19 protein-coding genes are annotated in these 20,804 nt (G+C 57.5%); 8 read left to right on the top strand and 11 right to left on the bottom strand.

What is annotated here, in order from left to right; translation table 11 throughout:
• Positions 1-28 precede the first annotated feature (28 nt).
• The 9 genes from GOB90_RS03810 to GOB90_RS03850 all read right to left on the bottom strand — a co-directional run bounded on the left by GOB90_RS03810 (position 29) and on the right by GOB90_RS03850 (position 10,506).
• Positions 29-1,291, bottom strand: coding sequence for a cation:proton antiporter (locus tag GOB90_RS03810; protein ID WP_146885906.1), 1,263 nt, complete (start codon positions 1,289-1,291; stop codon positions 29-31).
• Positions 1,292-1,366: 75 nt separating this feature from the next.
• The gene (locus GOB90_RS03815) at positions 1,367-1,954 is read right to left on the bottom strand and encodes a CatB-related O-acetyltransferase (protein ID WP_146885908.1); all 588 of its coding nucleotides are present in this window, start codon (positions 1,952-1,954) and stop codon (positions 1,367-1,369) included.
• Between the two features lie 178 nt (positions 1,955-2,132).
• Positions 2,133-2,885, bottom strand: coding sequence for a class II aldolase/adducin family protein (locus tag GOB90_RS03820; RefSeq protein WP_146885910.1), 753 nt, complete (start codon positions 2,883-2,885; stop codon positions 2,133-2,135).
• Positions 2,882-3,934 (bottom strand): isopenicillin N synthase family dioxygenase, encoded by a 1,053-nt coding sequence (locus GOB90_RS03825; protein WP_146885912.1) that lies wholly within the window; start codon positions 3,932-3,934, stop codon positions 2,882-2,884. The genes GOB90_RS03820 and GOB90_RS03825 overlap by 4 nt, the downstream gene beginning before the upstream one ends.
• A 1-nt stretch (position 3,935) precedes the next feature.
• Positions 3,936-4,805 (bottom strand): sugar phosphate isomerase/epimerase family protein, encoded by an 870-nt coding sequence (locus GOB90_RS03830; RefSeq protein ID WP_146885914.1) that lies wholly within the window; start codon positions 4,803-4,805, stop codon positions 3,936-3,938.
• A gap of 17 nt (positions 4,806-4,822) precedes the next feature.
• Positions 4,823-7,123 (bottom strand): TonB-dependent receptor, encoded by a 2,301-nt coding sequence (locus tag GOB90_RS03835; RefSeq protein ID WP_146885916.1) that lies wholly within the window; start codon positions 7,121-7,123, stop codon positions 4,823-4,825.
• Positions 7,124-7,242: 119 nt separating this feature from the next.
• Positions 7,243-8,001: an amino acid ABC transporter ATP-binding protein gene (locus GOB90_RS03840; protein WP_146885918.1), complete on the bottom strand. Its 759-nt coding sequence runs from the start codon at positions 7,999-8,001 to the stop codon at positions 7,243-7,245.
• Complete coding sequence (locus GOB90_RS03845) at positions 7,991-9,544, bottom strand: ABC transporter substrate-binding protein/permease (RefSeq protein WP_146885920.1); 1,554 nt, start codon at positions 9,542-9,544, stop codon at positions 7,991-7,993. The genes GOB90_RS03840 and GOB90_RS03845 overlap by 11 nt, the downstream gene beginning before the upstream one ends.
• The gene (locus GOB90_RS03850; RefSeq protein ID WP_242011773.1) at positions 9,544-10,506 is read right to left on the bottom strand and encodes a LysR family transcriptional regulator; all 963 of its coding nucleotides are present in this window, start codon (positions 10,504-10,506) and stop codon (positions 9,544-9,546) included. The genes GOB90_RS03845 and GOB90_RS03850 overlap by 1 nt, the downstream gene beginning before the upstream one ends.
• Positions 10,507-10,712: 206 nt before the next feature.
• Here GOB90_RS03850 and GOB90_RS03855 point away from each other — a divergent pair, with 206 nt between their 5' ends.
• From GOB90_RS03855 to gabT, 3 genes are read left to right on the top strand one after another with little or no spacing between them, the layout of a single operon-like run.
• Positions 10,713-11,585 carry a dimethylarginine dimethylaminohydrolase family protein gene (locus tag GOB90_RS03855; protein WP_146885925.1) on the top strand — a complete coding sequence of 291 codons (873 nt, stop codon included), beginning with the start codon at positions 10,713-10,715 and terminating at the stop codon, positions 11,583-11,585.
• A 24-nt stretch (positions 11,586-11,609) separates the two neighbouring features.
• Positions 11,610-12,551, top strand: a complete 942-nt coding sequence (locus GOB90_RS03860) for a 2-hydroxyacid dehydrogenase (protein WP_146885927.1) — start codon at positions 11,610-11,612, stop codon at positions 12,549-12,551.
• A 49-nt stretch (positions 12,552-12,600) separates the two neighbouring features.
• Entirely contained in the window at positions 12,601-13,872 is a 1,272-nt protein-coding gene (gabT, locus tag GOB90_RS03865) for a 4-aminobutyrate--2-oxoglutarate transaminase (protein WP_146885929.1), read from the top strand.
• Positions 13,873-14,127: 255 nt separating this feature from the next.
• On the opposite strand, the gene GOB90_RS03870 is transcribed toward gabT, so the two are convergent.
• The gene (locus GOB90_RS03870; RefSeq protein WP_146885931.1) at positions 14,128-15,003 is read right to left on the bottom strand and encodes a universal stress protein; all 876 of its coding nucleotides are present in this window, start codon (positions 15,001-15,003) and stop codon (positions 14,128-14,130) included.
• Between the two features lie 228 nt (positions 15,004-15,231).
• Positions 15,232-15,858, bottom strand: a complete 627-nt coding sequence (pdxH, locus tag GOB90_RS03875; protein ID WP_146885933.1) for a pyridoxamine 5'-phosphate oxidase — start codon at positions 15,856-15,858, stop codon at positions 15,232-15,234.
• 146 nt (positions 15,859-16,004) lie between these two features.
• On the opposite strand from pdxH, the gene fabI reads away from it, so the two are divergent.
• The 5 genes from fabI (at position 16,005) to GOB90_RS03900 (ending at position 20,804) form a co-directional block, all read left to right on the top strand.
• A complete protein-coding gene (gene fabI / locus GOB90_RS03880) occupies positions 16,005-16,859 on the top strand; it encodes an enoyl-ACP reductase FabI (RefSeq protein WP_146885935.1) in 855 nt (284 codons plus the stop codon).
• Between the two features lie 35 nt (positions 16,860-16,894).
• The gene (aroC, locus tag GOB90_RS03885; protein ID WP_146885937.1) at positions 16,895-17,965 is read left to right on the top strand and encodes a chorismate synthase; all 1,071 of its coding nucleotides are present in this window, start codon (positions 16,895-16,897) and stop codon (positions 17,963-17,965) included.
• Between the two features lie 90 nt (positions 17,966-18,055).
• Positions 18,056-19,117: a DNA (cytosine-5-)-methyltransferase gene (gene dcm, locus GOB90_RS03890; protein WP_146885940.1), complete on the top strand. Its 1,062-nt coding sequence runs from the start codon at positions 18,056-18,058 to the stop codon at positions 19,115-19,117.
• A 2-nt stretch (positions 19,118-19,119) separates the two neighbouring features.
• On the top strand, positions 19,120-19,572 hold the full coding sequence (locus GOB90_RS03895; RefSeq protein ID WP_146885942.1) for a very short patch repair endonuclease: 453 nt from the start codon (positions 19,120-19,122) through the stop codon (positions 19,570-19,572).
• Between the two features lie 269 nt (positions 19,573-19,841).
• Entirely contained in the window at positions 19,842-20,804 is a 963-nt protein-coding gene (locus GOB90_RS03900) for an aldo/keto reductase (protein WP_146885945.1), read from the top strand.

A 20,804-nucleotide genomic window follows, 5' to 3' on the forward strand; every position in this document is an offset into this window, starting at 1 on the left:
TGATCAGCATATTCCTGCACCGAAAAGTTTATGTCGGCGGCGATGCGGATGACGGATAGAGCCTGCGGGCGACCCGCTCCATGGTCAGCCCCTGCACGATAATGGTGAACACAACCACACCATAACAGACAGGCAGAAGAAGATCCCTCAGGTCGCCCGGCGGTAACCCAAGCGCCAGCGAGACCGAAATGCCTCCTCGCAGTCCGCCCCATGTCAGAATACCGAGTACACGACCGCGCTCCCATCGCCGGAGATGAACCGGCAATGTGGACAGCAGCACGCTCAGTGCCCGGACCCCGATGGACAGCGGGATGACAGCCAGTGTGGCGATGACAGTAAACAGATGCGGCGTAATCTCCAGAATTTCAAATCCGATGAGCATAAACAGCAGCACATTCAAAACCTCATCAATGAGGCTCCAGGCAATGTCGAGTTCCCTGCGGGAGGCTGTGTCGAAAATGGAATGGCTATAGTTTGTCCCGAAGCAAAGACCGGCGACGACAACAGCAATCGCGCCTGACATGCCAAGCTGACCGGCAATGCTGAAGGTTCCGGTCGCCAGAGCGAGCGAGGTCAGCAGATCGATGTGTGAATCCCGTTGCGTTTTAAGCACGCGAAGCGCGATCCATCCCGTCACCGCTCCCAGCACTCCGCCACCGAGCGCCTCGCGACAGAAACTCATGGCAATATCGGACGCTGCTATCCCGTGGCTGTCTCCTGTCGCGAGCCCGATCGTCACGCCAAAAATGACAACGCCCACCCCATCATTGAACAGGCTCTCACCAGCAAAAACAGCCTGAAGCGGCCCCGGAAGTCCCAGACGTTTCAGCATGCCCACGACGGAAACCGGGTCCGTTGGCGCAAGAATGGCGCCGAGCACGATGCACCATATAAAGGGAGTGGGATGCCCCAGCAGAGGAAAAACAGCCCAGGCCGCGACCGCCAGGAAGATAACGGCAAGAACGGTCCCCAGAATGGAGAGGGCTGTGACGGATGCCAGTCTGGCTTGCAGATGTGCGACATTCACCTGCATGGCTCCGGCGAAAAGAAGGAGCGACAGGGCACCATTCAGAAGTGCCGCTGGCAGATTTATGGCTCCGAGAACGGACCGGGGGAGCGCCTGGAGATCGTATGCCGGGATCAGCGGGTTCAGGATCATAATCAGCAGCGAAGTCAGTAGCGAAAAGACCAGAACGCCTATTGTCACAGGAACGCGCAGCGTGTGGTGATTGAGAATGCTAAAGCCGGCTGAGAGTGCGAGGAGTAATGCGATCAGGCTGATAGTATCCATGAAGGCGACCGCTGACCCTTCCGGTGCCCCGCGTCAAGAAAAACTCCTCATGCCCCGAATAAGATGACAGAGCCCTTACAGGTCGTCCCGCTCCGCCACCTCCAGAAAACCCTCGATATCCGAACTCATCAGTCCCGGCAGCCGCTCGCGCAATACATCCTCCGCCCAGTCCCACCACGCCACCGCCAGCAGCCGCGCAATAACCTCCGGGCTGAACCGATGCCGGATCACCCGTGCCGGATTACCCCCCACAATCGCATAAGGTTCCACCACGCCCCGAACCAGCGCCCCCGCCGCAATAATCGCTCCGTCGCCAATCCGCGCGCCGGACAGGATCGTGCAGTTCGCCCCGAACCACACATCGTTGCCCACCACAATATCGCCGTTCGTCGCGTGATCGTCTTCACCCGCCTCAGCCTCCGGCCAGAAATGCGAGAGCGTTTTGAACGGATATGTCGTCACCATATCCATCCGGTGATTCCCCAGGATCATCGTTACATTCGGCCCGATCGAACAAAACCGTCCGATCTCCAGCCCGGCATACTCTGCCTCGAAAACAACCGGCTTTCCATAAGTATGATCGCCAATCTTCCAGCCCCGGTCAGCAATCATCCACGACAGCGCATGCCGGGTCAGCAGGGAAAAAGAGTTCGTGCCGAACATGAGCGTCTCCGTCAAAAAGCTGTCATAGCATCTTCCCCGAAAATGACGCGTAAATCACACCCGCTTCACATCCGGTGAAAACCGCGACGCAAGACGGATGTCCCGGCCGCTCCCCGAGCCGCACGAAACAGCTTCAGCACATTGTCAGACCAGCATATCCGGCGCGCAGACCGCTATGTTACTGAATGTAGTCCGGCTGTTCGCGATCGAGCTTACGACGCAGCGCCTGCCAGCACAGACGGCCCTGGTCGCCGCCGGTTTCAAACTGAGCGCGGGTTCGCAAAATTTCTTCTTCAGAAGGAAGATGAGCCGGCACACCGGTCGACTGCACGGCAATCTGGATACGACAGGCCTGTTCCATGTACCAAATGCGATAGAATGCCTCCGCAACAGTTCCGCCTGCCGCGAGCAGCCCGTGGTTTTGCAGAATTAATCCGTAATTATTGCCAAGATCACGAACAAGACGCTCCCGCTCGCTCAGATTGTCATCGGCCGCAATGCCTTCATAGGCATGAAACCCGATGCGTCCGTAAAACTCCATGCTGATCTGGTTGAGCGGTAAAATCCCGCCTTCCTGTGCCGCAACAGCCATACCGGCAAGGGTATGAGTGTGCATCACGCAGGCAGCGTCCGGCCGTGCCCGGTGAATGGCGGAATGGATCACAAAGCCCGCCGGATTGACCGGCCAGCTTGTCTCCTGTTTCGGATGACCTTCCGCATCGACCAGAACAAGGGAGCTGGCCGTAATTTCCTCGAACAGCAGACCGTAAGGATTGACGAGAAAACTGTGGCCTTCTCCCGGCACCCGAACGGAAAGATGAGTATAGACGAGGTCCGTCATGCCAAAGAGCGCAACGAGACGATAGGCCGCCGCAAGATCTTCGCGCAGGGACTGCTCATCCTGACCGTCATAGGGATAATCGGGACTCATGAATGCGGCGCCTTTCGTCTGAAATGCCCGAAGGTTGCCGTACCACGGGCACCGGAAGGGAGAGAAAGCTCGCCCGATTCCACTTTCTGCACAAGGTACTGGTAAGTTTGCAGAGCCTGCGACCACATATGGTCACCAATCCGGATCGTTTCATAGTCCTGACCGCCTTTGTCAAAGACGGCAAGCGGGCGGATCTGCGTATTATAATCGCAGGCATAAAACAGCGGGAATGAATAACGCTCTTCCCTGACACTACGGACACGATGCGCCGTGGCGACAAAGGTGCCGGCCGTCATGACCTCAAGCATATCCCCGATATTGACGACGAACGCACCCGGCAGAGGTGGCGCATCGATCCAGTCGCCGTTTCCGTTCATGACTTCAAGACCCGGCTGATCCGCGAGCAGAATAGTAAAACATTCATAATCGGTATGCGCGCCAATGCCTGGCGCATCCCGCACATCTTCGTCGAACGGGTAGTGAATCATCCGCAGCTTGGAAGGCGGAAATTGCGCCATATCGTCGAACGCATTTTCCGGCAGACCGAGCGCCAGGGCAAAGCCCTGAAAAAGCAGGCGTCCCAGTGAAAACACCGCCTGATAATAAGCCTCCGCCCGGTTCCGGAACTGCGGAATGTCCGGCCAGTTATTCGGGCCAAGCAGCGGCGTCCCGGCCTGCACGAGCGGATTGTCGGCCGGGACCTCAAATCCTATATCAAACGCCTCTTTATGATCGGGACGGCTCTTATTGTAGACTTCTTCGCCTTCCGGAACGAAACCCTTATGGGTTGCAGACGTGCCGATGTAATAGTCCATCTTCTGTTCGAACGGCATGGCGAAGAAGTCTTTTGCCGCTTCCCTGACGCCGTCGATCAGGTTCTGTGGAACGCGATGTCCTGAAATATAGAGAAACCCGACATCCCGGGCCGCTTCACCGAGTTTTTCAGCAACGGCCTGCCTGGCGGCCAGATCCGACGAATAAAGTCCGGAGATATCGACGACCGGTATCGCCGTGAATGTTTCGGCGGGCGTCTGTGTTTCTGTTGTCATGTCAGATACCTTCTGAGGTCGAAATCACGGCGCGTTGCTGCCAGGATGCGAAATGCCGCCGCTCATTATGACCGATCCATTGATTCAGCTCCCACAGATCGGCGACGGGCGCGTTTGTGAAGGGCAGGGTGTGGAGATAACCGTCCGGACCGCATTCGGGCGTGAGAGTTGTCACCTCGTAACCGCGAGTGCGTTGTGAAGCCCAGACTTTCTCCCAGAACTGCTGATGAAACAGCAGAGCATTCCGATACTCCGGCGCCGCGGGATGAGGTACCTGAGGTCCCTGGTCATAACCGATCCGGGCCTGGATATGATGAACACGCTCGATAAAGGCGCTGAAATCATCCAGCGGATCATCGGGGAGACGTTCACAGGTCACAACCCAGTGGCTGATATCCGTCGTAAATACGGCATCAGGGCACTGGCGAATAACGTCGAGCGTAATCCAGGGCGATGAAAGGATGCGCGACCGGTGCGTTTCAAAACTGCAAAGCAACCCGAAACGCCCGGACAACGTCTGCGCCTGATTGATGAAATCAGCCTGCTGAACGGTGCTCCAGCGATCATTGCCTCCCAGAACATTGACGAAGCGCGGCTCCATCACGGCTGCCCGTTGCAGGGCAGTTTCAAGATCGTTCAGATGGTCTGCAACACTCGCCGCCTGCCTGGGGATAACGCCACCACCTGTCATGGCGATCGCAATAAAAGGTAGATTTTCACGACGCAGAACCGCCACTTTGTTCTGTGCTTCGGCCACGGTTTCCGGAATCCGCGCCTCGATTCCGTCAAAAGCAGCAGCGCGGATGTCGGGAACAATATCCTCCCACGGACGCTGATCTCCCCACAATGTTTTAAAAACACTAAGACGCATCAGGTCTGTTTCCCGGATCAGAAATTGTAGCGCAGATCGCAGCCCACCCAGCGCGGTGTCTGGAGGTATTGCACCCGGCTGTTGTCGCTCCCGGTAAAAGAATAGGTGTCGCTGTGCTCGTTGAGCATGTTGTCGACATAAACGGCAGCTGTCCATTTTCCGGTTTTCGGGCCGACCTCCATTCGCAGCCCCATGGAACTGACCTTGCCTGTTTTCCCGTTCGGGTCTCCCAGAGCGACCAGCATGTTATCTTTCCACGTGTAACTCGCCTGCAATGCAACGCTGTAATCACGGCTGACATCGATGTTGTAGCGTGCGTAAGCGCTCCATGAGAAACGGGGCGCGAAGGGCAGGGCGGAATGACGATCGACAGTGCCAAGGATCGGCAGACCACCAATCGAAGAGACAGGTGATATGGTCTGTGCATCCAGATAGGCGAACGATCCGTGAACATCGAGATTTTGGATCAGGTTATGCAATGTACCAGACAGTTCGCCGCCACGGGTCCGGGCGCGGGGGATCGACCCAAGACTAAGTGACGTAATGCCCGCTGGCATTTCTGCCACAAACAGCGTCTGGCGATTATGATATTCGTAGTCGAACAGAGCGCCTTCAAGCTGAAGTTTATTGTGAAACAGGCTTGTTTTCGCACCGACTTCATAAGCAATCAGATTTTCTGGACGAACATAATCGAGTGCCTGAGGCGCCGTCACCGGAGCAGCGAAATAAGCTCCCGCCTTATAACCGTTTGAGATCGTGCCATACACAATCGTCCCGGGGGCAATTGTGTAACGCAGTCCCACGCGTCCCGTATAACGCTCATAAGTATGGTTCTGATTGACGTACGACAGAGAGCTGCCGGCAGTACCGGTCACAGCCCCTGAATCATCCCGGGTGCCACCGTTAAACCCACGCTCGTCATATGACAGACGGCCGGAGGCAATAAAATCCAGCCCTTTGACGATGTTGGTTACCGTATTGATATACAGGCCGGTCGAGAGATTCTGCTGGACGAAGTGATCCGTCAGATTGGCATTGGGCGCTCCGAGAATGAAACTGCGAAAACTCGTGTAAGCACCGTTGATCTTGTCGTAAGATTCATAAACACCGACGGTAAGATGCAGACGTTTCGCAAGGTTCATGCGGAGATGCATGTCATGGGACTGGACGATATAAGTGTCGTTCCAGTGATAATCGCCGACATGCACGGACTCACCGTCATAATTGTCGTAATCGTCACGACGATAGAAATCGATGCCAGTCGCCGACGTAAAGGTTCCGAAACTGAGGTCGCGTGTATAGTTGACCCCGACCCCGCCGCCGTTCTCCTTGCGACGCGCCTGATTATCACCCACGTTCACGGCATTGTATTTCGCGTTTGACCCGACCCCGATAGTGCGGTCGGGAAGACCGTTTACGGAATCGCCATTCGTGTCCTGCGGCGACATCGGCGTCCCGCGATCACGCGTATAATGCAGGTTCAGCATGACCGACGATTTGTCGTCGATCACGAACTGGGTGAGGTTACGCAGCGACAGAATATCCTGAGAGCCGTAAAGCTTTCCCGTATGAATGTCGTGCTGCCAGCCGTCACCCTTGATGTAACTGAAGGCGAACCTGTTATAAATATGGTCCGAGACCGGTGTATTGACGGCACCACGAGCCGTATTGGTGTTGTAACTGCTGTAGCCCCAGTTCAGATAGCCACCGAAATGATCGGCCGGTTTGACGGACTCGATATTCATCGTGCCGCCGGTTGTGCTGCGACCATACTCAAAACCCTGCGGACCTTTTTCAACGCTCACGGTCTGCACATCGAACATCTGCCCGTTGTAGAAAACCGGGTAGGGCGCAAAAACCCCGTCCATATAAATGCCGATACCACCCATATTCGTGCCGATGTAATCGTCCAGCCCGATGCCGCGTATGGAAAAAATCGGCGTGCTGCCCGATGTTGCATTAACAGCCGTCACGCCGGGAATGAAGGCCGCGATTTCTTTCGGGCTGACGATATGGAGCTGCTGTAATTCACGTCCGCTCAGGGTGTTGACCGTGTTCGCCATACTCCCGAAGCGGCGACTTCGCGCACTGGTCACGGTAATGGCTTCCAGAGCCGGAGGCGCTTTCGGACGTGCGTGCGGTCTGACAGATGCCTTTCCGGTTCTCGCGGTAAGCGGGGCGCTCTGTATCTTTTTTCCGTACACCGTGGCGGCATGGGCCGTCACGTTACCGGTGCCCGCCAGAAGGAGCGCCGTCAGCAGAACCGGACGATTCCGGGTTAGCGAAGCAGGGCGGAAAAAACCGATACGACTGGTCATGCTGGGAGCTCGCTTCGTTGCTGTCATTTCTATTCAAGAATGAAACGGCTCCGGTTTCGTTCGTAAGATGCCAAAGCTTACTTTGATAAAACTTTATATATCGATCAGCAGCCTTCCGCTCAGTACCGGATCATGCGGTCGAGAAAGTTTCGCGCACGGTCGGTTTTCGGGGACGTGAAGAAATCTTCGGGCGGAGCCACTTCAAGAATGGCGCCCCGGTCCATGAAGACAATCCGGTCCGCTATCCGTCGCGCAAACCCCATCTCATGTGTGACACAGACGGTAGTGATCTCCTGGGCTGCCAGATCGTCCATGATGCTGACAATGCCTGAAATTGCTTCAGGATCGAGCGCCGCCGTCGGTTCATCGAACAGAATAATTTCCGGATTCATGCAGAGAGCGCGCGCGATGGCGACACGCTGCTGTTGTCCTCCCGAAAGCTGGATCGGATATTTGTCAGCCTGTTCCGCAATGCCCACCTGCTCAAGATAACGCCGTGCGGCAGCGTCCGCTGCTTCACGTGCGGTGCCGCGCACAAGACGCGGCGCAAGTGTGCAGTTATCCACCGCACTGAGATGCGGAAACAGGTTGTAATTCTGAAACACCATTCCGACTGTTCCTCGCAGTTCAGTCAGATCGGTCTTTCCGTCGATGATTTTTCCGTCGATCATCAGCACGCCACTGTCATGTGGCTCAATACGGTTGAGGCAGCGGATCAGCGTCGATTTTCCTGAACCTGACGGCCCCAGAACAACAATTTTCTCACCTCTGGCGATATCGAGGCTGATACGGTCGAGTGCCAGAAAATCTTTGTAGAATTTGCTGAGATTCCGAATGGAGATCCTTGAGGCGGGATCGGGCAGGAGACTATGCGACATTGGCGGAGGCCTTGTTGCGATCGGCCCAGGCAAAACGGCGTTCAATCCGTTTTTGCAGATAAAGGAAGAAAAACACCATCGCGAGATAATAGATCAGCGCGGCAGAGTAATATTCGGTGAACTCGAATGTCCGGGCAACCTGGATCTGAGTGACGGCAAGAAGCTCCTGCAACGAAATGACGGAGGCCAGGGATGTTGTTTTCAGAAGACTGATGAACTCATTGATCGTCGGTGGCAGCGCGATACGCAGAGCCTGCGGGAAAATGACATGTCGATAGACCTGCGCAGATTTCATACCAAGCGCATCGGCGGCCAGGCGTTGACCCGGGTCTACGGCCCGCAGCGCGGCGCGGTTGATTTCCACCTGATAGGCGGATTCGTTGATGGAGAGCGAGAGCCAGGTCGCGAGAAAGGGCGTAAACCAGTGCTCGCGGAAGAAAGGCAGGAATTGCGGCAGGGCATTCCAGATGAAAAGAAGCTGAAGAAGCGTTGGCGCGCCGCGAAAAACAGCAACATACGCCGAGAGTATAAATTTCAGCGGCGAATCAGGCCCGTTGAGCCGCATGGCGATCGGGATCGAAATGACAATCGCCATCATATGCGAGAGCACCGCAATCGTCAGCGTAAGAGCAGCGCCTTTCAGGAAAGCCACGGACGTCAGCGCAGAGAAAAACGTCGCAAAATCGAAGCGGGCCGGTGCATTTTTTTCCGAGAAAACCTGCTCGTGCTCGCCTGAAACACCCCATTTCTTCTCAAGCCCGGCAATCTCGCCTCCCGATGTCAGATCGTCGATGGCTCGTTGCAGTTGCACCCTGTCTTCTGCGTTCTTACGAATATAAATCGCGAATTGTCGGTAATCCGGATAATCCGGCTTGAAAATGATGCTGACTTTTCCACCGAGCTGCTTCTGACGATAATACAGCTCAACGTCCTGACTGATAAAGGCATTTACCCGTCCGATCAGAACCTGCTGAACGACCTGATCTTCGGTCGGGTATTGCTGCACGATAATCGGCGTGCGCCCTTCAGCCCTGAGCGTGTCATTCTCTTTTTCAATCCGTGCGGCATAACTTGTGCCGGACTGAGTCGCGATCGTCTTGCCTGACAGATCCGTCATCGCGGTAAGCTTCGGGGCGCCGGCGCGGGCGACGACAACCAGCGCTGAGTCCGCATACGGAACCGCATCGTAGTTCTTCTCGCGTCCGCTCTGGCGCAGAACACCGCTGATTACCATCCCGCACCGCCGGGCCGCGAGACTGGGAAACATACCCTCGAAATCCATGGTGTCAGGAACGAAGGTTGCATGCCAGCGGGCCGCCAGCAGGCGGGCAAGATCGATGTCCATGCCCGCCAGGGCAGTCGTGTCGCTGCCGTTGACGAATGTCATCGGTGGCAGAGTCGGATTGGTACACAGCGTCAGCTGACCGTCCTGAATAAACCCGGGCGTTTCATCGGCCCGGGCGGCGGGATGATGCAGGACCAGCCCGGTCAGCGTGAACAACAGACACAACAACACGGACAGGCCGCGTGACCCCGGACTCATCAGCAGACCTCTTCGAGAATAGCGCGAAACGTCTCTGCCAGAAGGCCGTTTTCCGGGGTGGGACGCACAAGGAGATGGAATGTATTTGTCAGGTGCAGATCACTGAAATCGACATGACGCAGCTTATTTTCAGAAACCATTTGGCGGGCGAACAGCTCCGGCAGAAAGCCCAGATAGGACCCCGAAAGGATCAGCAGCGCCCGTGAGTCGACGTTTTCGGCGGTCGCGCAGAAATTTACCGTATCGCGGATCTCATCCCATCGGGGAGAACTGGAGGCATCCGATACTTCAATCATCCGTGCGGCCGCCAGGATTTCCGGCGTGATATTCGCCTCCGCACAGCCGAAGAGCGGGTGCCTGTGGCCGCAATACAGCCGCGAGCGCTCGTTAAAGAGCGCCGTCGTCTGCATCCCGGGCCGGTCCGGCGGATAGAGCGTAAGCCCCGCCGTCGCTGTTCCGTTCAGAACGGCGAATTCGACATCCCGCGTGGAAGCCGAACGCACCTCCATGTAGACATCCGGATGACGCGAGGTAAAGCAGCTCAGGGCGCGGACCAGAACCGTTTCCCCGTGAATCTGGATATTATCTGTAAGATACAGGCAGAAACGCCCTGAAAGATGGCCGCTGACCTGGTTGAGACGTTGCCGGAAGCCGTCGATATCCCGAAACAGCGTGCGTGTCGCATCCAGCACACCCTGTCCCTCCGGCGTCAGGCAGAAACCACCGCGACCACGCTGACAGAGAGACAGATTCAGACGTTTCTCAAGCGAGGAAATGTCGATGCTGATGGAGGATTTGCTCTTCCCCAGCATGATTTCAGCCGCCGCAAATCCACCCTGTTCCGCAACAGTCGTAAAAACCCGAAGCAGACGCAGATCAACTTCCGCGATCCTGCCCTGAAACCCGGTGCTGCGGATAACACGGCGCGGTGCCTGAGAACTGGTCTGCGGGCTGCGGGGCAAGCTGGCTCCTGGCACTGTTGAACATCGGACTTTTGTACACTTATCAGAACGATGTTCGCCGGTCCGGTCAACCTTATGTTGCAGTGTTTGCTTTGGCAGATTTGAAAGTGAACTCCAGCACATTCAAAACGTGCTGCCCTGGTCGCGCCGATACGTTATGAAGCAGAAACGGACCGGGACGCCCGGCAGGCTGAGGAATGTGTCGCATGAAACAGAACAGATGGTTCATTGACAGTGAAACCGGCGATCTCGCCGATGTTCTGCTTTGTCCTCCGGATTATTACTCGTGGATTCCAAGCAACGACATCGCCATCCAGACCATGGCCAATGGCGGAAAGATCGACCACACCGCCCTGAAAGCCCAGTTCGGCGAACTGGTGTCAGCCCTCCGGGGCGCCGATGTCAGTTGTCACTTCCTCAAAGCGCATGAAGGCATGCCCTACGAGGTCTATACCCGCGACAGTTCACAGACCACGCCGTTCGGCACCGTCGTCACAAAGCTGATGCGGAAGGAACGCGTCGCCGAGGAAGCCGAAATCCGCTCTTTCTACGCCGAAGACGAAATCTGGAGGACCTGCACGAAAGGCCATATCGAAGGCGGCGACATCCATATCATCCGCCCCGGCCTCGTCGCCGTCGGCGTGACCGGAGGCCGCACGGACGAGGCCGGGGCCAAGGAGTTTCTGAGCTGGTTCGAGGAAGCCGGCTGGACAACCCGTATGATCCGCTTCCCGGAACATTTCCTGCACCTGGACGTCATCTTCGCCATGGTTGCGGAAAACCTCGCCCTCGCCGCCGTCGATGTCCTGTCCGACGAGGATCTCGACTGGTTCCGTGCCCAGGGCATCCGCCTCCTGCCCGTGAGCTACAAGGAAGTCATGCGCGACATGGGCTGCAACGTGCTGGCTCTTGGCCGGGAGCGCGTCGTCAGCCCACATCACTCGACACGGATCAACGGAGTGCTCCGCACCGAAGGCCTGACGGTCATCGATCCTGAACTCAACCAGTTTTCTCAGGGCGGCGGCAGCGTGCATTGTATGACCATGCCACTGCGTCGTAAGTCTCTTCTGGCTGGCTGAAAACACGCAGATTCGGGGCATATCATGGTCAGACTCGTCATCAGTGCGGATGGAAAAGACGCTTACGAGGGCTGGCGTGCCAGCTTCGCGGAAATCGCGCCGGATATCGAAGTTTGCCCTTGGGCCGGCTCGAAAACCGATCTGGCAGGCGTCGATTACGCGCTGGTCTGGCAGCCCGGCCCCGGTGAACTGGCGAAAATGGGAAACCTGCGAGGCATCCTCTGCACCGGCGCCGGCATAAATCACCTGCTCCGCGATCCGGATTTCCCCCACCATGTTCCGCTGGTGCGTATGGGCGGCGAAGAGACCTGCACGCTCATGGCCGATTATGTGCAGTGGGCCGCCATCGGCCTCATCCGCGATGCCAGAACCTGGGCACGAAATCAGGCCACCGGCACCTGGCGAAACAATCCGGTTTTCCGCACAAGCGCGGCGACGCGGATCGGCATCATGGGCTACGGCAATCTCGGTTCGGCCGTTGCCCGGCACCTGGCGCGGACAGGATTTCAGGTATCGGCATGGTGCCGGACCCTGCGGGAAGCCGGGGAAACAGCCCTGTTTGCCGGACAGGACAGGCTGCCCGCCTTTCTGGGACAGACCGACATTCTCGTAAATCTTCTTCCCAGCACGCAGGAGACGCGAAACCTGATCGATTTTGCGTTCCTCTCCCTTCTGCCCCGTGGCACCGGACTGATTAACGTCGGCCGGGGCGATCAGGTGGTCGAGGTGGATTTACTCCGTGCCCTGGACGAAAACCAGCTCTCCGGAGCCGTGCTCGATGTTTTCGTTCAGGAACCACTGCCCGACACATCTCCGTTCTGGTCGCATCCGAAAATTACGGTTACACCGCATGTGGCGTCGGAAGCTTCCCGCCCGGCTCAGACAGAGTATGTGGCGAAGGCAATCCGTCAGATGGAGGCCGGAGAAACACCGCCTCTTTTGTACAAGCCCGGGCGCGGATACTGACTGCCGTTACCGGTTTATTTAATCGCACTGAGATAAAAGAGGTTCAGTGATGGCGTCCACTAATTCAGGCCTGTCCGAACGCCGCGCGGCGGCTGTCCCCGTCGGTGTAGGGTCCTCCACGACAATCCACGCAGATCGTGCTCAGGGCGCGGAACTCTGGGATGTCGAAGGACGCCGCTATGTCGATTTCGCGGCCGGTATCGCCGTGGTGAATGTCGGCCACCGGCATCCACGCATCATGGCCGCCGTCGAAGCGCAGATGCAGCGTTTCACGCATACATCTTTCCAGGTGGCGCCCTACGAAAGCTATATCGAACTGGCCGAACGGCTGAACGCTCTGGCCTTTGTCGAAGGCCCGGCAAAGAGTATTTTCTTCACCACCGGCGCTGAAGCGACCGAGAACGCCGTCAAGATCGCCCGCGCCGCAACAGGTCGTCCGGCTGTCATCGCCTTTACCGGCGGCTTCCACGGACGCACGCTTCTCGCCTCGGCGATGACGGGTAAGGTCAATCCATACAAAACGCAGTTCGGACCGATGCCCGGCGACATCTATCATGTGCCGTTTCCGGCAAGAGACGTTTCGGTCGAGGACAGCCTGCGTGCTCTGGATCTGATGTTTGCCGCAGATATCGATCCGTCACGTGTCGCCGCCATCATCATCGAACCTGTTCAGGGAGAGGGCGGTTTCCGTGTTTCCCCCTTCGCTTTGCTGAAGGGACTGAGAGAGCGTTGCGATCAGCACGGTATTCTCCTGGTCGCCGATGAGGTCCAGAGCGGATTTGCCCGTACCGGCAGACTCTTCGGTATCGAGCATTCAGGCGTAAAACCGGATCTCATCGCCGTCGCGAAAGCTCTCGGCGGCGGATTTCCGCTTTCGGGTGTCGTCGGCCGGGCCTCCGTCATGGACGCCGTGCGCCCGGGCGGCCTCGGGGGCACTTACGGCGGATCACCGCTCGCCTGCGTCGCGGCCCTCGCCGTGCTCGATGTGATTAACGAGGAAAAGCTGGTCGACCGCGCGCATCAGATCGGCGAACGGATTTCCAGCCGGATCAGAACGTGGAGCGGGCGCGATGACCTGATTCCGGTCGGCCAGCCACACGGCCTCGGCGCGATGACCGGCTTCGACATTCTCGAAACCTCCGGCGGCACGGTAAAAAAAGGCGGTGCCAGCGCAGTATGTGCGAAAGCAGCGGATCTGGGTCTGATCGTTCTGTCCTGCGGCGTCCACGGTGAAACCGTGAGGCTGCTGCCCCCACTGACCATCAGCGACGCGTTGCTGGACGAGGGGCTTGGTCTGCTTGAAAAAGCGTTGCAGGCATAGAAACAGACCCGGACAACAGTTCGCCCGGCACGGAAAAACAGAATTCCGCTGCCGGGCGATGCTCCGCAATAAACTGAAGCCATGAATACCATGAGCCGGCCCTGGCCGGTTCAGATAATACCCGCAGTCTGTCCTCACTGCACGAATAGCCAGCGCGCGTTTCCCCGCATGTTGGCGACAACACATACCCCATCGAAGCAAGCGATCTGTGGCGCCTGACTCCGGATGGTCCGGACAACCACGGATCGGACTACCTTACCGGCTCATGATAACAGGAAGCGTCGCTTCTTCCAGAACATGCCTCGTGACACCGCCCAGAATAAGCTGGCGCAGACGGGAGTGAGAATAGGCGCCCATCGCAAGCATATCGGCGCCGAAATCCTGACACGCTGTCAGAAGTCCGCGCCCCACATCGCGGTCAACAGGAGAAAACTCAACCCGGTCAGCCGTGATGTTGTGCATCGAGAGATAGTCCACCACTTCGCGGCCAGTCGGCCCCCGACGCTGATAGTCTCCACAATGGAGTACCCGAACCCGCTCGGCGGTGCTCGCCCAGGCCAGCACCCCGCGCAGCGCCGATGCAGCCTCGGCCGTGCCATTCCACGCAATAGCAACACGTTTTACCATATGGGTCATCGGCTCCCGTGGCGCGATGACAGCCGGACGACCACTGTCGAACAGGACAGCATGCAACGCCTCCGAGGATGAAATCTCGTCACCGCTGTCCGGATGCGGGACAAGCGTGAAATCCGACAGCCGCGCATGCCATGGCACAACTTCGCTTTCGGAACCCTTGATAATATTGAAGCTCATGCTCGCCTCTTCCTGCGGAAACGGGATTCGCGGCGCCACAACCGCAATTCCGCTCCGCTCCGCAAAGGCTTCGAACGCATGATGAACATCCCGCGTCCGCTTACTACCTTCGCGCTCGGCCGCCGACATCAGTTCCTCAACCATTCCGCCCGTAAGGCCTTCGCCCGCCAGCGGCGCAATGTCACGACCGTCCGGGCTGACATGAAGAACTGCCAGATGAGCATTAAAACGCCGCGCCATGTTGCGGCCCAGTATAAAAGCGGCCTCAACATTCCGGACACTGCTGATGGGGAGCAGTATTTTTCTGACTTCTTTCATGGCTCTCTCCTGACCGGCGTGATGACGAAACCCTGGCTTACGGGGAACAGGATCCAGACTGCCTTTTTTATACATCAATAACGCGCCGGCGTGCAGTTAGTTACATCAGTTACATCCGCGTGCCTCTGGCCCGGACATCCCTGTCGCAGAAAAGCCCTGACCGAAGCCGGAAAAACGGTTATCCCTCCGGCTTTCAGAGCAGAGTCTTTATTCCACTGAAACCTTTATTCACGGATAAAGGCGCGTAACATCCCACGCGTGTCTGCCGCGCATCACCCAGATCGCACGGTCATGCAGCCGGTAAGGCCGGTCCTGCCAGAACTCAAACCGCTCGGGCCGGACGCGAAATCCAGACCAGTTCGCCGGGCGCGGAACCGGCCTCCCCGCATATTCCGTTTCCACCTCTTCCAGGCGCTGCTCGAAAACAGCCCGGTTCGGCAACGGACGCGACTGGTCGGACGCAATGGCGCCAAGCTGAGACATGCGGCGCCGGCTGGCAAAGTAATCGTCGGCTTCCTGAGTGGTAACCGGAAAAACCGGCCCTTCGATGCGAATCTGCCGCCGAAGGCTCTTCCAGTGGAACAGAAGGGCGGCAACCGGCGTGGCCTCGAGTTCCAGCCCCTTGCGACTTTCGAGATTCGTGAAAAACGTAAACCCCTTACGATCCGCTCCCTTGAGCAGAACAATACGGGCATCCGGCCGCCCTTCCGGGCTGACAGTCGCCAGCGTCATGGCATTCGGGTCATTAGGTTCGCTGGCTTCGGCGTCCTTCATCCACGCATGGAAAAGATCGAACGGATCAGATGAAAGGTCGATAAGAGGCGATGTCACGGTTTCCGATGCTTTTGCTGTCATTGTTTTTCTTCCACTGTCTGTGATGCCAGCGCATGTCGCCTGCGCAATACGCTGCTCTGTCGCTCGTTTGCGGGGTTGTTCCGGTCGTCTGGTTGTGCAACGACCCGTGCCATATTGTCATCTCCCCAGCCAGTTGAGGTTTCTGCATGTCTGACGGCGCTGCCACTCCTTCCTCCGGTGATTACCCGGTGAAAGGTCATCTGATGCGCGGCAAAAAAGGCCTCGTCATGGGCGTCGCGAATGACCGCTCGATTGCGTGGGCGATTGCCCAGGCCGTGGCAGCCCAGGGAGGTGAGGTCGCATTCACCTACCAGGGCGAGGCTCTGGGCAAACGGGTCCGTCCCCTTGCCGAAAGTATCGGGTCCACGCTGGTACTGCCATGCGATGTCTCGGACGATGCCGCTATTGATGAAACATTCGCCGTTCTTGAGAAAGAGTGGGGAACGCTTGATTTCGTGGTTCACGCGATCGGATGGGCGGATAAGAAATACCTGCGCGGCCGTTATGTCGATACGCCGCGAGAGGCATTCCTGACGTCCATGGATATCTCGTGTTATTCGTTCACGGCCGTCGCCGCCCGCGCGTCAGCGCTCATGAAAAACGGCGGCTCGTTGCTGACCCTGTCCTATCTCGGCGCCGAACGCGTCATGCCCCATTATAACGTCATGGGCGTGGCCAAGGCCGCGCTTGAGGCCTCCGTGCGCTACATGGCGGCCGATCTCGGGCGGGACGGCATCCGGGTGAATGCAATTTCAGCCGGGCCGATCAAGACACTGGCCGCAAGCGGTATTGGTGACTTTCGTTATATTCTGAAGTGGAATCAGTATAATTCCCCGCTGGAACGTAATGTCGCGCTTGAAGAGGTCGGCGGCGCCGGGCTCTACATGCTGTCCGACCTGTCCAGAGGCGTCACGGGTGAAGTCCATCACGTCGATAGTGGGTACCATGTTGTAGGAATGAAAAATCCGCTGGCTCCGGATATTTCTGTTGCCGGGGACTGAACCGGCGAGCCACCGGACGGAAAAATAGGTGAAGGATGTCGCATAACAGTTTCGGTCATCTGTTTCGGGTGACCACCTGGGGCGAAAGCCACGGACCCGCAATCGGTTGTGTGATTGACGGCTGCCCGCCACGTATTCCTCTGAGCGTGGACGACATTCAGCCATTTCTGGATCAGCGGCGTCCCGGACAGTCCACGTTCACGACCCAACGTCGTGAACCGGACGAAGTGAGAATTGAATCCGGCGTCTTTGAAGGGCTGACAACCGGAACACCGATCTCACTGATCATCCAGAACACGGATCAGCGCTCGAAAGACTATGGCGAGATCGCCCATACCTTCCGGCCCGGCCATGCCGACCTCACCTACCAGATGAAATACGGCATTCGTGACTACCGTGGCGGCGGACGCTCCTCGGCGCGCGAGACAGCGATGCGCGTTGCCGCCGGTGCCGTGGCGCGGAAAGTCCTGGGGAACACGGTCAGCATTCGCGGCGCACTGGTCCAGGTCGGCCCGCACGGAATCAACCGGAGCCACTGGAACCAGGACGAGGTCCGCAACAACCCGTTCTTCTGCCCCGATCCCGAGGCTGTGCCACTATGGGAACAGTATCTGGGCGAAATCCGTAAGTCAGGCTCTTCAGTGGGCGCTGTGGTCGAAGTCGTGGCGGAAGGCGTCCCGCCAGGACTTGGCGCCCCGATTTACGCCAAACTCGATTCCGATATCGCAGCGGCGCTGATGAGCATCAATGCCGTGAAGGGTGTTGAAATCGGCGACGGATTTGCCACAGCCGCCTATACCGGCCCCGACAATGCGGACCCGATGCATATGGAAGGCTCCCGGATCGCCTTCGAATCAAATCATGCCGGCGGTATCCTGGGAGGCATTTCCACAGGTCAGCCCGTCGTGGCGCGATTTGCCGTGAAACCGACAAGTTCGATGCTGACACCTGTGCCGTCCGTAAACCTGGCCGGCGAAGACGTTCAGGTCGTCACGAAAGGGCGTCACGATCCCTGTGTCGGTATTCGCGCGGTCCCGGTCGGAGAGGCGATGCTGGCCTGCGTGCTGGCCGATCATCTGCTGCGGCACAGAGGACAGGTCGGATAACCGGGCGGCGACCTGCGTTACGTGGCCGCTGCGTCCCGCAAGAAAGCAGCCTCGCCCGCTGCCGCTGTCCAGGTCGGACCGGAGTGACGGATGATGTTTACATTCATTGATCTTTTCGCGGGCATCGGTGGCCTCCGGCGGGGATTCGAAGCAGCCGGCGGCCGTTGCGTCTTTACGTCGGAATGGAACAAATTCGCTCAGAAGACATACACAGCGAATTTTCACGATGGCCGGCCGCCTCAGGGAGACATCACCGCGACAGAAACATCCGACATTCCGGACCACGATGTGCTGGTCGCCGGTTTTCCATGTCAGCCGTTTTCCATCGCCGGCGTCTCCAAAAAGAACTCGCTGGGACGCCTTCACGGTTTTGCCTGCGAAACACAGGGCACGCTGTTTTTCGATGTCGCCCGAATTCTCAAGGATAAAAAACCAGCCGCGTTTCTTCTGGAAAATGTGAAAAATCTTCGAAGCCATGACAGCGGCCGCACATTCGACGTGATCCTCCGCACGTTACGTGACGAACTGGGCTATAATGTTTCTTATCGCGTCATTGATGCCGGACATTTTTTGCCACAACACCGGGAACGCATTGTCATCGTCGGGTTTCGCGAGCCTGTGCCATTCTCCTGGAACGATCTGAAGCTGCCCGAGAAGGGACAACGCCGCCTGAAAGACATCCTCCACCCCGAGGACGGGAGTGAGCCGGCGGAAGAGGCCTACACATCCGGTGCTGCGGGTACAGTAAACCCGAAATATACGCTGAGCGATAAACTATGGGCTTATCTGCAAACTTATGCGGCAAAGCATCAGGCCGCCGGCAATGGTTTCGGCTTTGGCCTTGTCGGCCCTGATGACGTGGCCCGAACACTTTCCGCCCGGTATTATAAAGATGGTTCGGAAATTCTGATAAGCCGGGGACCGGGGAAGAACCCCCGTCGCCTGACCCCGCGTGAATGCGCACGCCTGATGGGCTATCCCGATGATTTTCGCATCCCGGTCTCAGACACCCAGGCGTATAAACAGTTCGGCAACTCGGTGGCCGTTCCCGTTTTTGAGCATGTGGCGCGTATGATGCTGCCTTCCATCGAGACGCTTTTGTCAAAGAAGGCCTCCCCGGAACGAAATATTGAAATGGCGGAGGCTCTCTGATCTTGGCGGACGTCCACGATCAGATAACCCGCAGCCGGAATATGGCGGCCATCCGTGGCAGCCATACGAAACCGGAGCTTCTGATCAGAAAGCTTCTGCACGCAGCCGGTTTTCGTTTTCGCCTGCATGTCCGCGATCTTCCGGGAAAGCCGGATCTGGTTTTCCCTAAATATAGCGCCGTTATTTTTGTAAACGGTTGTTTCTGGCACCATCATGACTGCCATCTTTTCAAATGGCCGGCGACGCGCGAGGCGTTCTGGCGCGAAAAGATCGGACGCAATGTGGAAAACGATCGCAAAGCCAGCGAGCGTCTGCGCGAAGCCGGCTGGCGGGTCGCCACAGTGTGGGAATGTGCGCTCAAGGGCCGAACGCGGCTCGCTCCGGCGATGGTGGGAGAACGTCTGGGAACCTGGCTGCGCTCAGATAACCCGACTTTGTCGCTTCGTGGCGAATAAAGCTCCTTATATAATACGACGGAACGAAACGTAGCCGGGAGCCAGACCGCTTTTCACCACAAATCATTCCCGAAAATCCATTGCGCCGGGCATGAGAAAACCTCGCGTCGCCGACGAACTTCTCCGACAGACAGAACTCTCCCTCATCCACGCTGCCCTCTTTCCATGATAAGATTACAAATCGTACCCTTCGGCACCGGCTGGCGGGAACACCTGGCCCGCCACATTCGTTACTGCGAAAAACGATTGCAGACAGGAGATCCGACATCATGAAAAAGCGTGCGCTCGGTAAAACCGGTTTCGATATTGCCCCCATCGTGTTCGGCGGCAATGTCTTCGGCTGGACAATCGACAAAAAGACCGGCTTCGAGGTCCTCGACGCCTTTGTCGCCAACGGTTTCAATGCCATCGACACGGCTGACGTCTATTCCGTCTGGGTTCCCGGCAACAAAGGCGGCGAGTCTGAGACCATTATCGGGCAATGGCTGAAAGCCCGGCCAGGCACGCGCGACCGTGTAAAGATTTTCACAAAAGTCGGCATGGATATGAAGCAACCCGGCAAAAATGGCCTGTCGGAAAAATACATCCTCCAGGAAGTCGACGACTCCCTTTCCAGACTCGGAATCGAACGGATCGATCTGTATTTCTCACATCGTTTCGATCCGGACGTGCCCCAGGAAGAAACCCTCGGTGCTTACGATAAACTCCTGAAGGCCGGAAAAATCCGTGCGATCGGCGCCTCCAACTTCAATGCCACCCAGCTTGAAGATGCTCTCACCATCGCGCGCAAAAACAGTCTGCCCGTCTATCAGGTGCTTCAGCCGGAATACAATCTCTGCGACCGTGAGGCCTATGACGGCGCCCTCCGCGACCTTTGCCTGCGTGAAGGTCTTGGCGTTGTGCCTTATTATTCGCTTGCCTCCGGGTTCCTGTCCGGAAAATACCGCGACAAAGACGACCTCGCCGGCAGTAAACGTGGCACAAAAGTTGAGAGCTATCTCAATCCGCGCGGCATAAAAATTCTCGAAGCCCTGGATAAAGTCGCAGACCGCCACAATGCGAAAGATGCCGAGGTGGCACTCGCCTGGCTGATTGAACGTAAGGGCGTCACAGCCCCCATTGCCAGCGCAACAAAGGTTTCGCAGGTCGAAAGCTTTGCAAAAGCAGCCAGCCTGTCACTCTCGGCAGAAGATATGGAGATTCTGGAACAGGCCGGCGCTGTCGCCGCGTAA

Origin of the sequence: Acetobacter oeni, assembly GCF_011516825.1 — a bacterium.
In the GTDB taxonomy this organism is placed as follows: Bacteria; Pseudomonadota; Alphaproteobacteria; order Acetobacterales; family Acetobacteraceae; genus Acetobacter; species Acetobacter oeni.

Excerpts from the sequence above, each read along its gene's own strand:
- GOB90_RS03810 (WP_146885906.1), bottom strand. The coding sequence starts at position 1,291 with ATGGATACTATCAGCCTGATCGCATTACTCCTCGCACTCTCAGCCGGC.
- GOB90_RS03815 (WP_146885908.1), bottom strand. The coding sequence starts at position 1,954 with ATGTTCGGCACGAACTCTTTTTCCCTGCTGACCCGGCATGCGCTGTCG.
- GOB90_RS03820 (WP_146885910.1), bottom strand. The coding sequence starts at position 2,885 with ATGAGTCCCGATTATCCCTATGACGGTCAGGATGAGCAGTCCCTGCGC.
- GOB90_RS03825 (WP_146885912.1), bottom strand. The coding sequence starts at position 3,934 with ATGACAACAGAAACACAGACGCCCGCCGAAACATTCACGGCGATACCG.
- GOB90_RS03830 (WP_146885914.1), bottom strand. The coding sequence starts at position 4,805 with ATGCGTCTTAGTGTTTTTAAAACATTGTGGGGAGATCAGCGTCCGTGG.
- GOB90_RS03835 (WP_146885916.1), bottom strand. The coding sequence starts at position 7,123 with ATGACCAGTCGTATCGGTTTTTTCCGCCCTGCTTCGCTAACCCGGAAT.
- GOB90_RS03840 (WP_146885918.1), bottom strand. The coding sequence starts at position 8,001 with ATGTCGCATAGTCTCCTGCCCGATCCCGCCTCAAGGATCTCCATTCGG.
- GOB90_RS03845 (WP_146885920.1), bottom strand. The coding sequence starts at position 9,544 with ATGAGTCCGGGGTCACGCGGCCTGTCCGTGTTGTTGTGTCTGTTGTTC.
- GOB90_RS03855 (WP_146885925.1), top strand. The coding sequence starts at position 10,713 with ATGAAACAGAACAGATGGTTCATTGACAGTGAAACCGGCGATCTCGCC.
- GOB90_RS03860 (WP_146885927.1), top strand. The coding sequence starts at position 11,610 with ATGGTCAGACTCGTCATCAGTGCGGATGGAAAAGACGCTTACGAGGGC.
- gabT (WP_146885929.1), top strand. The coding sequence starts at position 12,601 with ATGGCGTCCACTAATTCAGGCCTGTCCGAACGCCGCGCGGCGGCTGTC.
- GOB90_RS03870 (WP_146885931.1), bottom strand. The coding sequence starts at position 15,003 with ATGAAAGAAGTCAGAAAAATACTGCTCCCCATCAGCAGTGTCCGGAAT.
- pdxH (WP_146885933.1), bottom strand. The coding sequence starts at position 15,858 with ATGACAGCAAAAGCATCGGAAACCGTGACATCGCCTCTTATCGACCTT.
- fabI (WP_146885935.1), top strand. The coding sequence starts at position 16,005 with ATGTCTGACGGCGCTGCCACTCCTTCCTCCGGTGATTACCCGGTGAAA.
- aroC (WP_146885937.1), top strand. The coding sequence starts at position 16,895 with ATGTCGCATAACAGTTTCGGTCATCTGTTTCGGGTGACCACCTGGGGC.
- dcm (WP_146885940.1), top strand. The coding sequence starts at position 18,056 with ATGATGTTTACATTCATTGATCTTTTCGCGGGCATCGGTGGCCTCCGG.
- GOB90_RS03900 (WP_146885945.1), top strand. The coding sequence starts at position 19,842 with ATGAAAAAGCGTGCGCTCGGTAAAACCGGTTTCGATATTGCCCCCATC.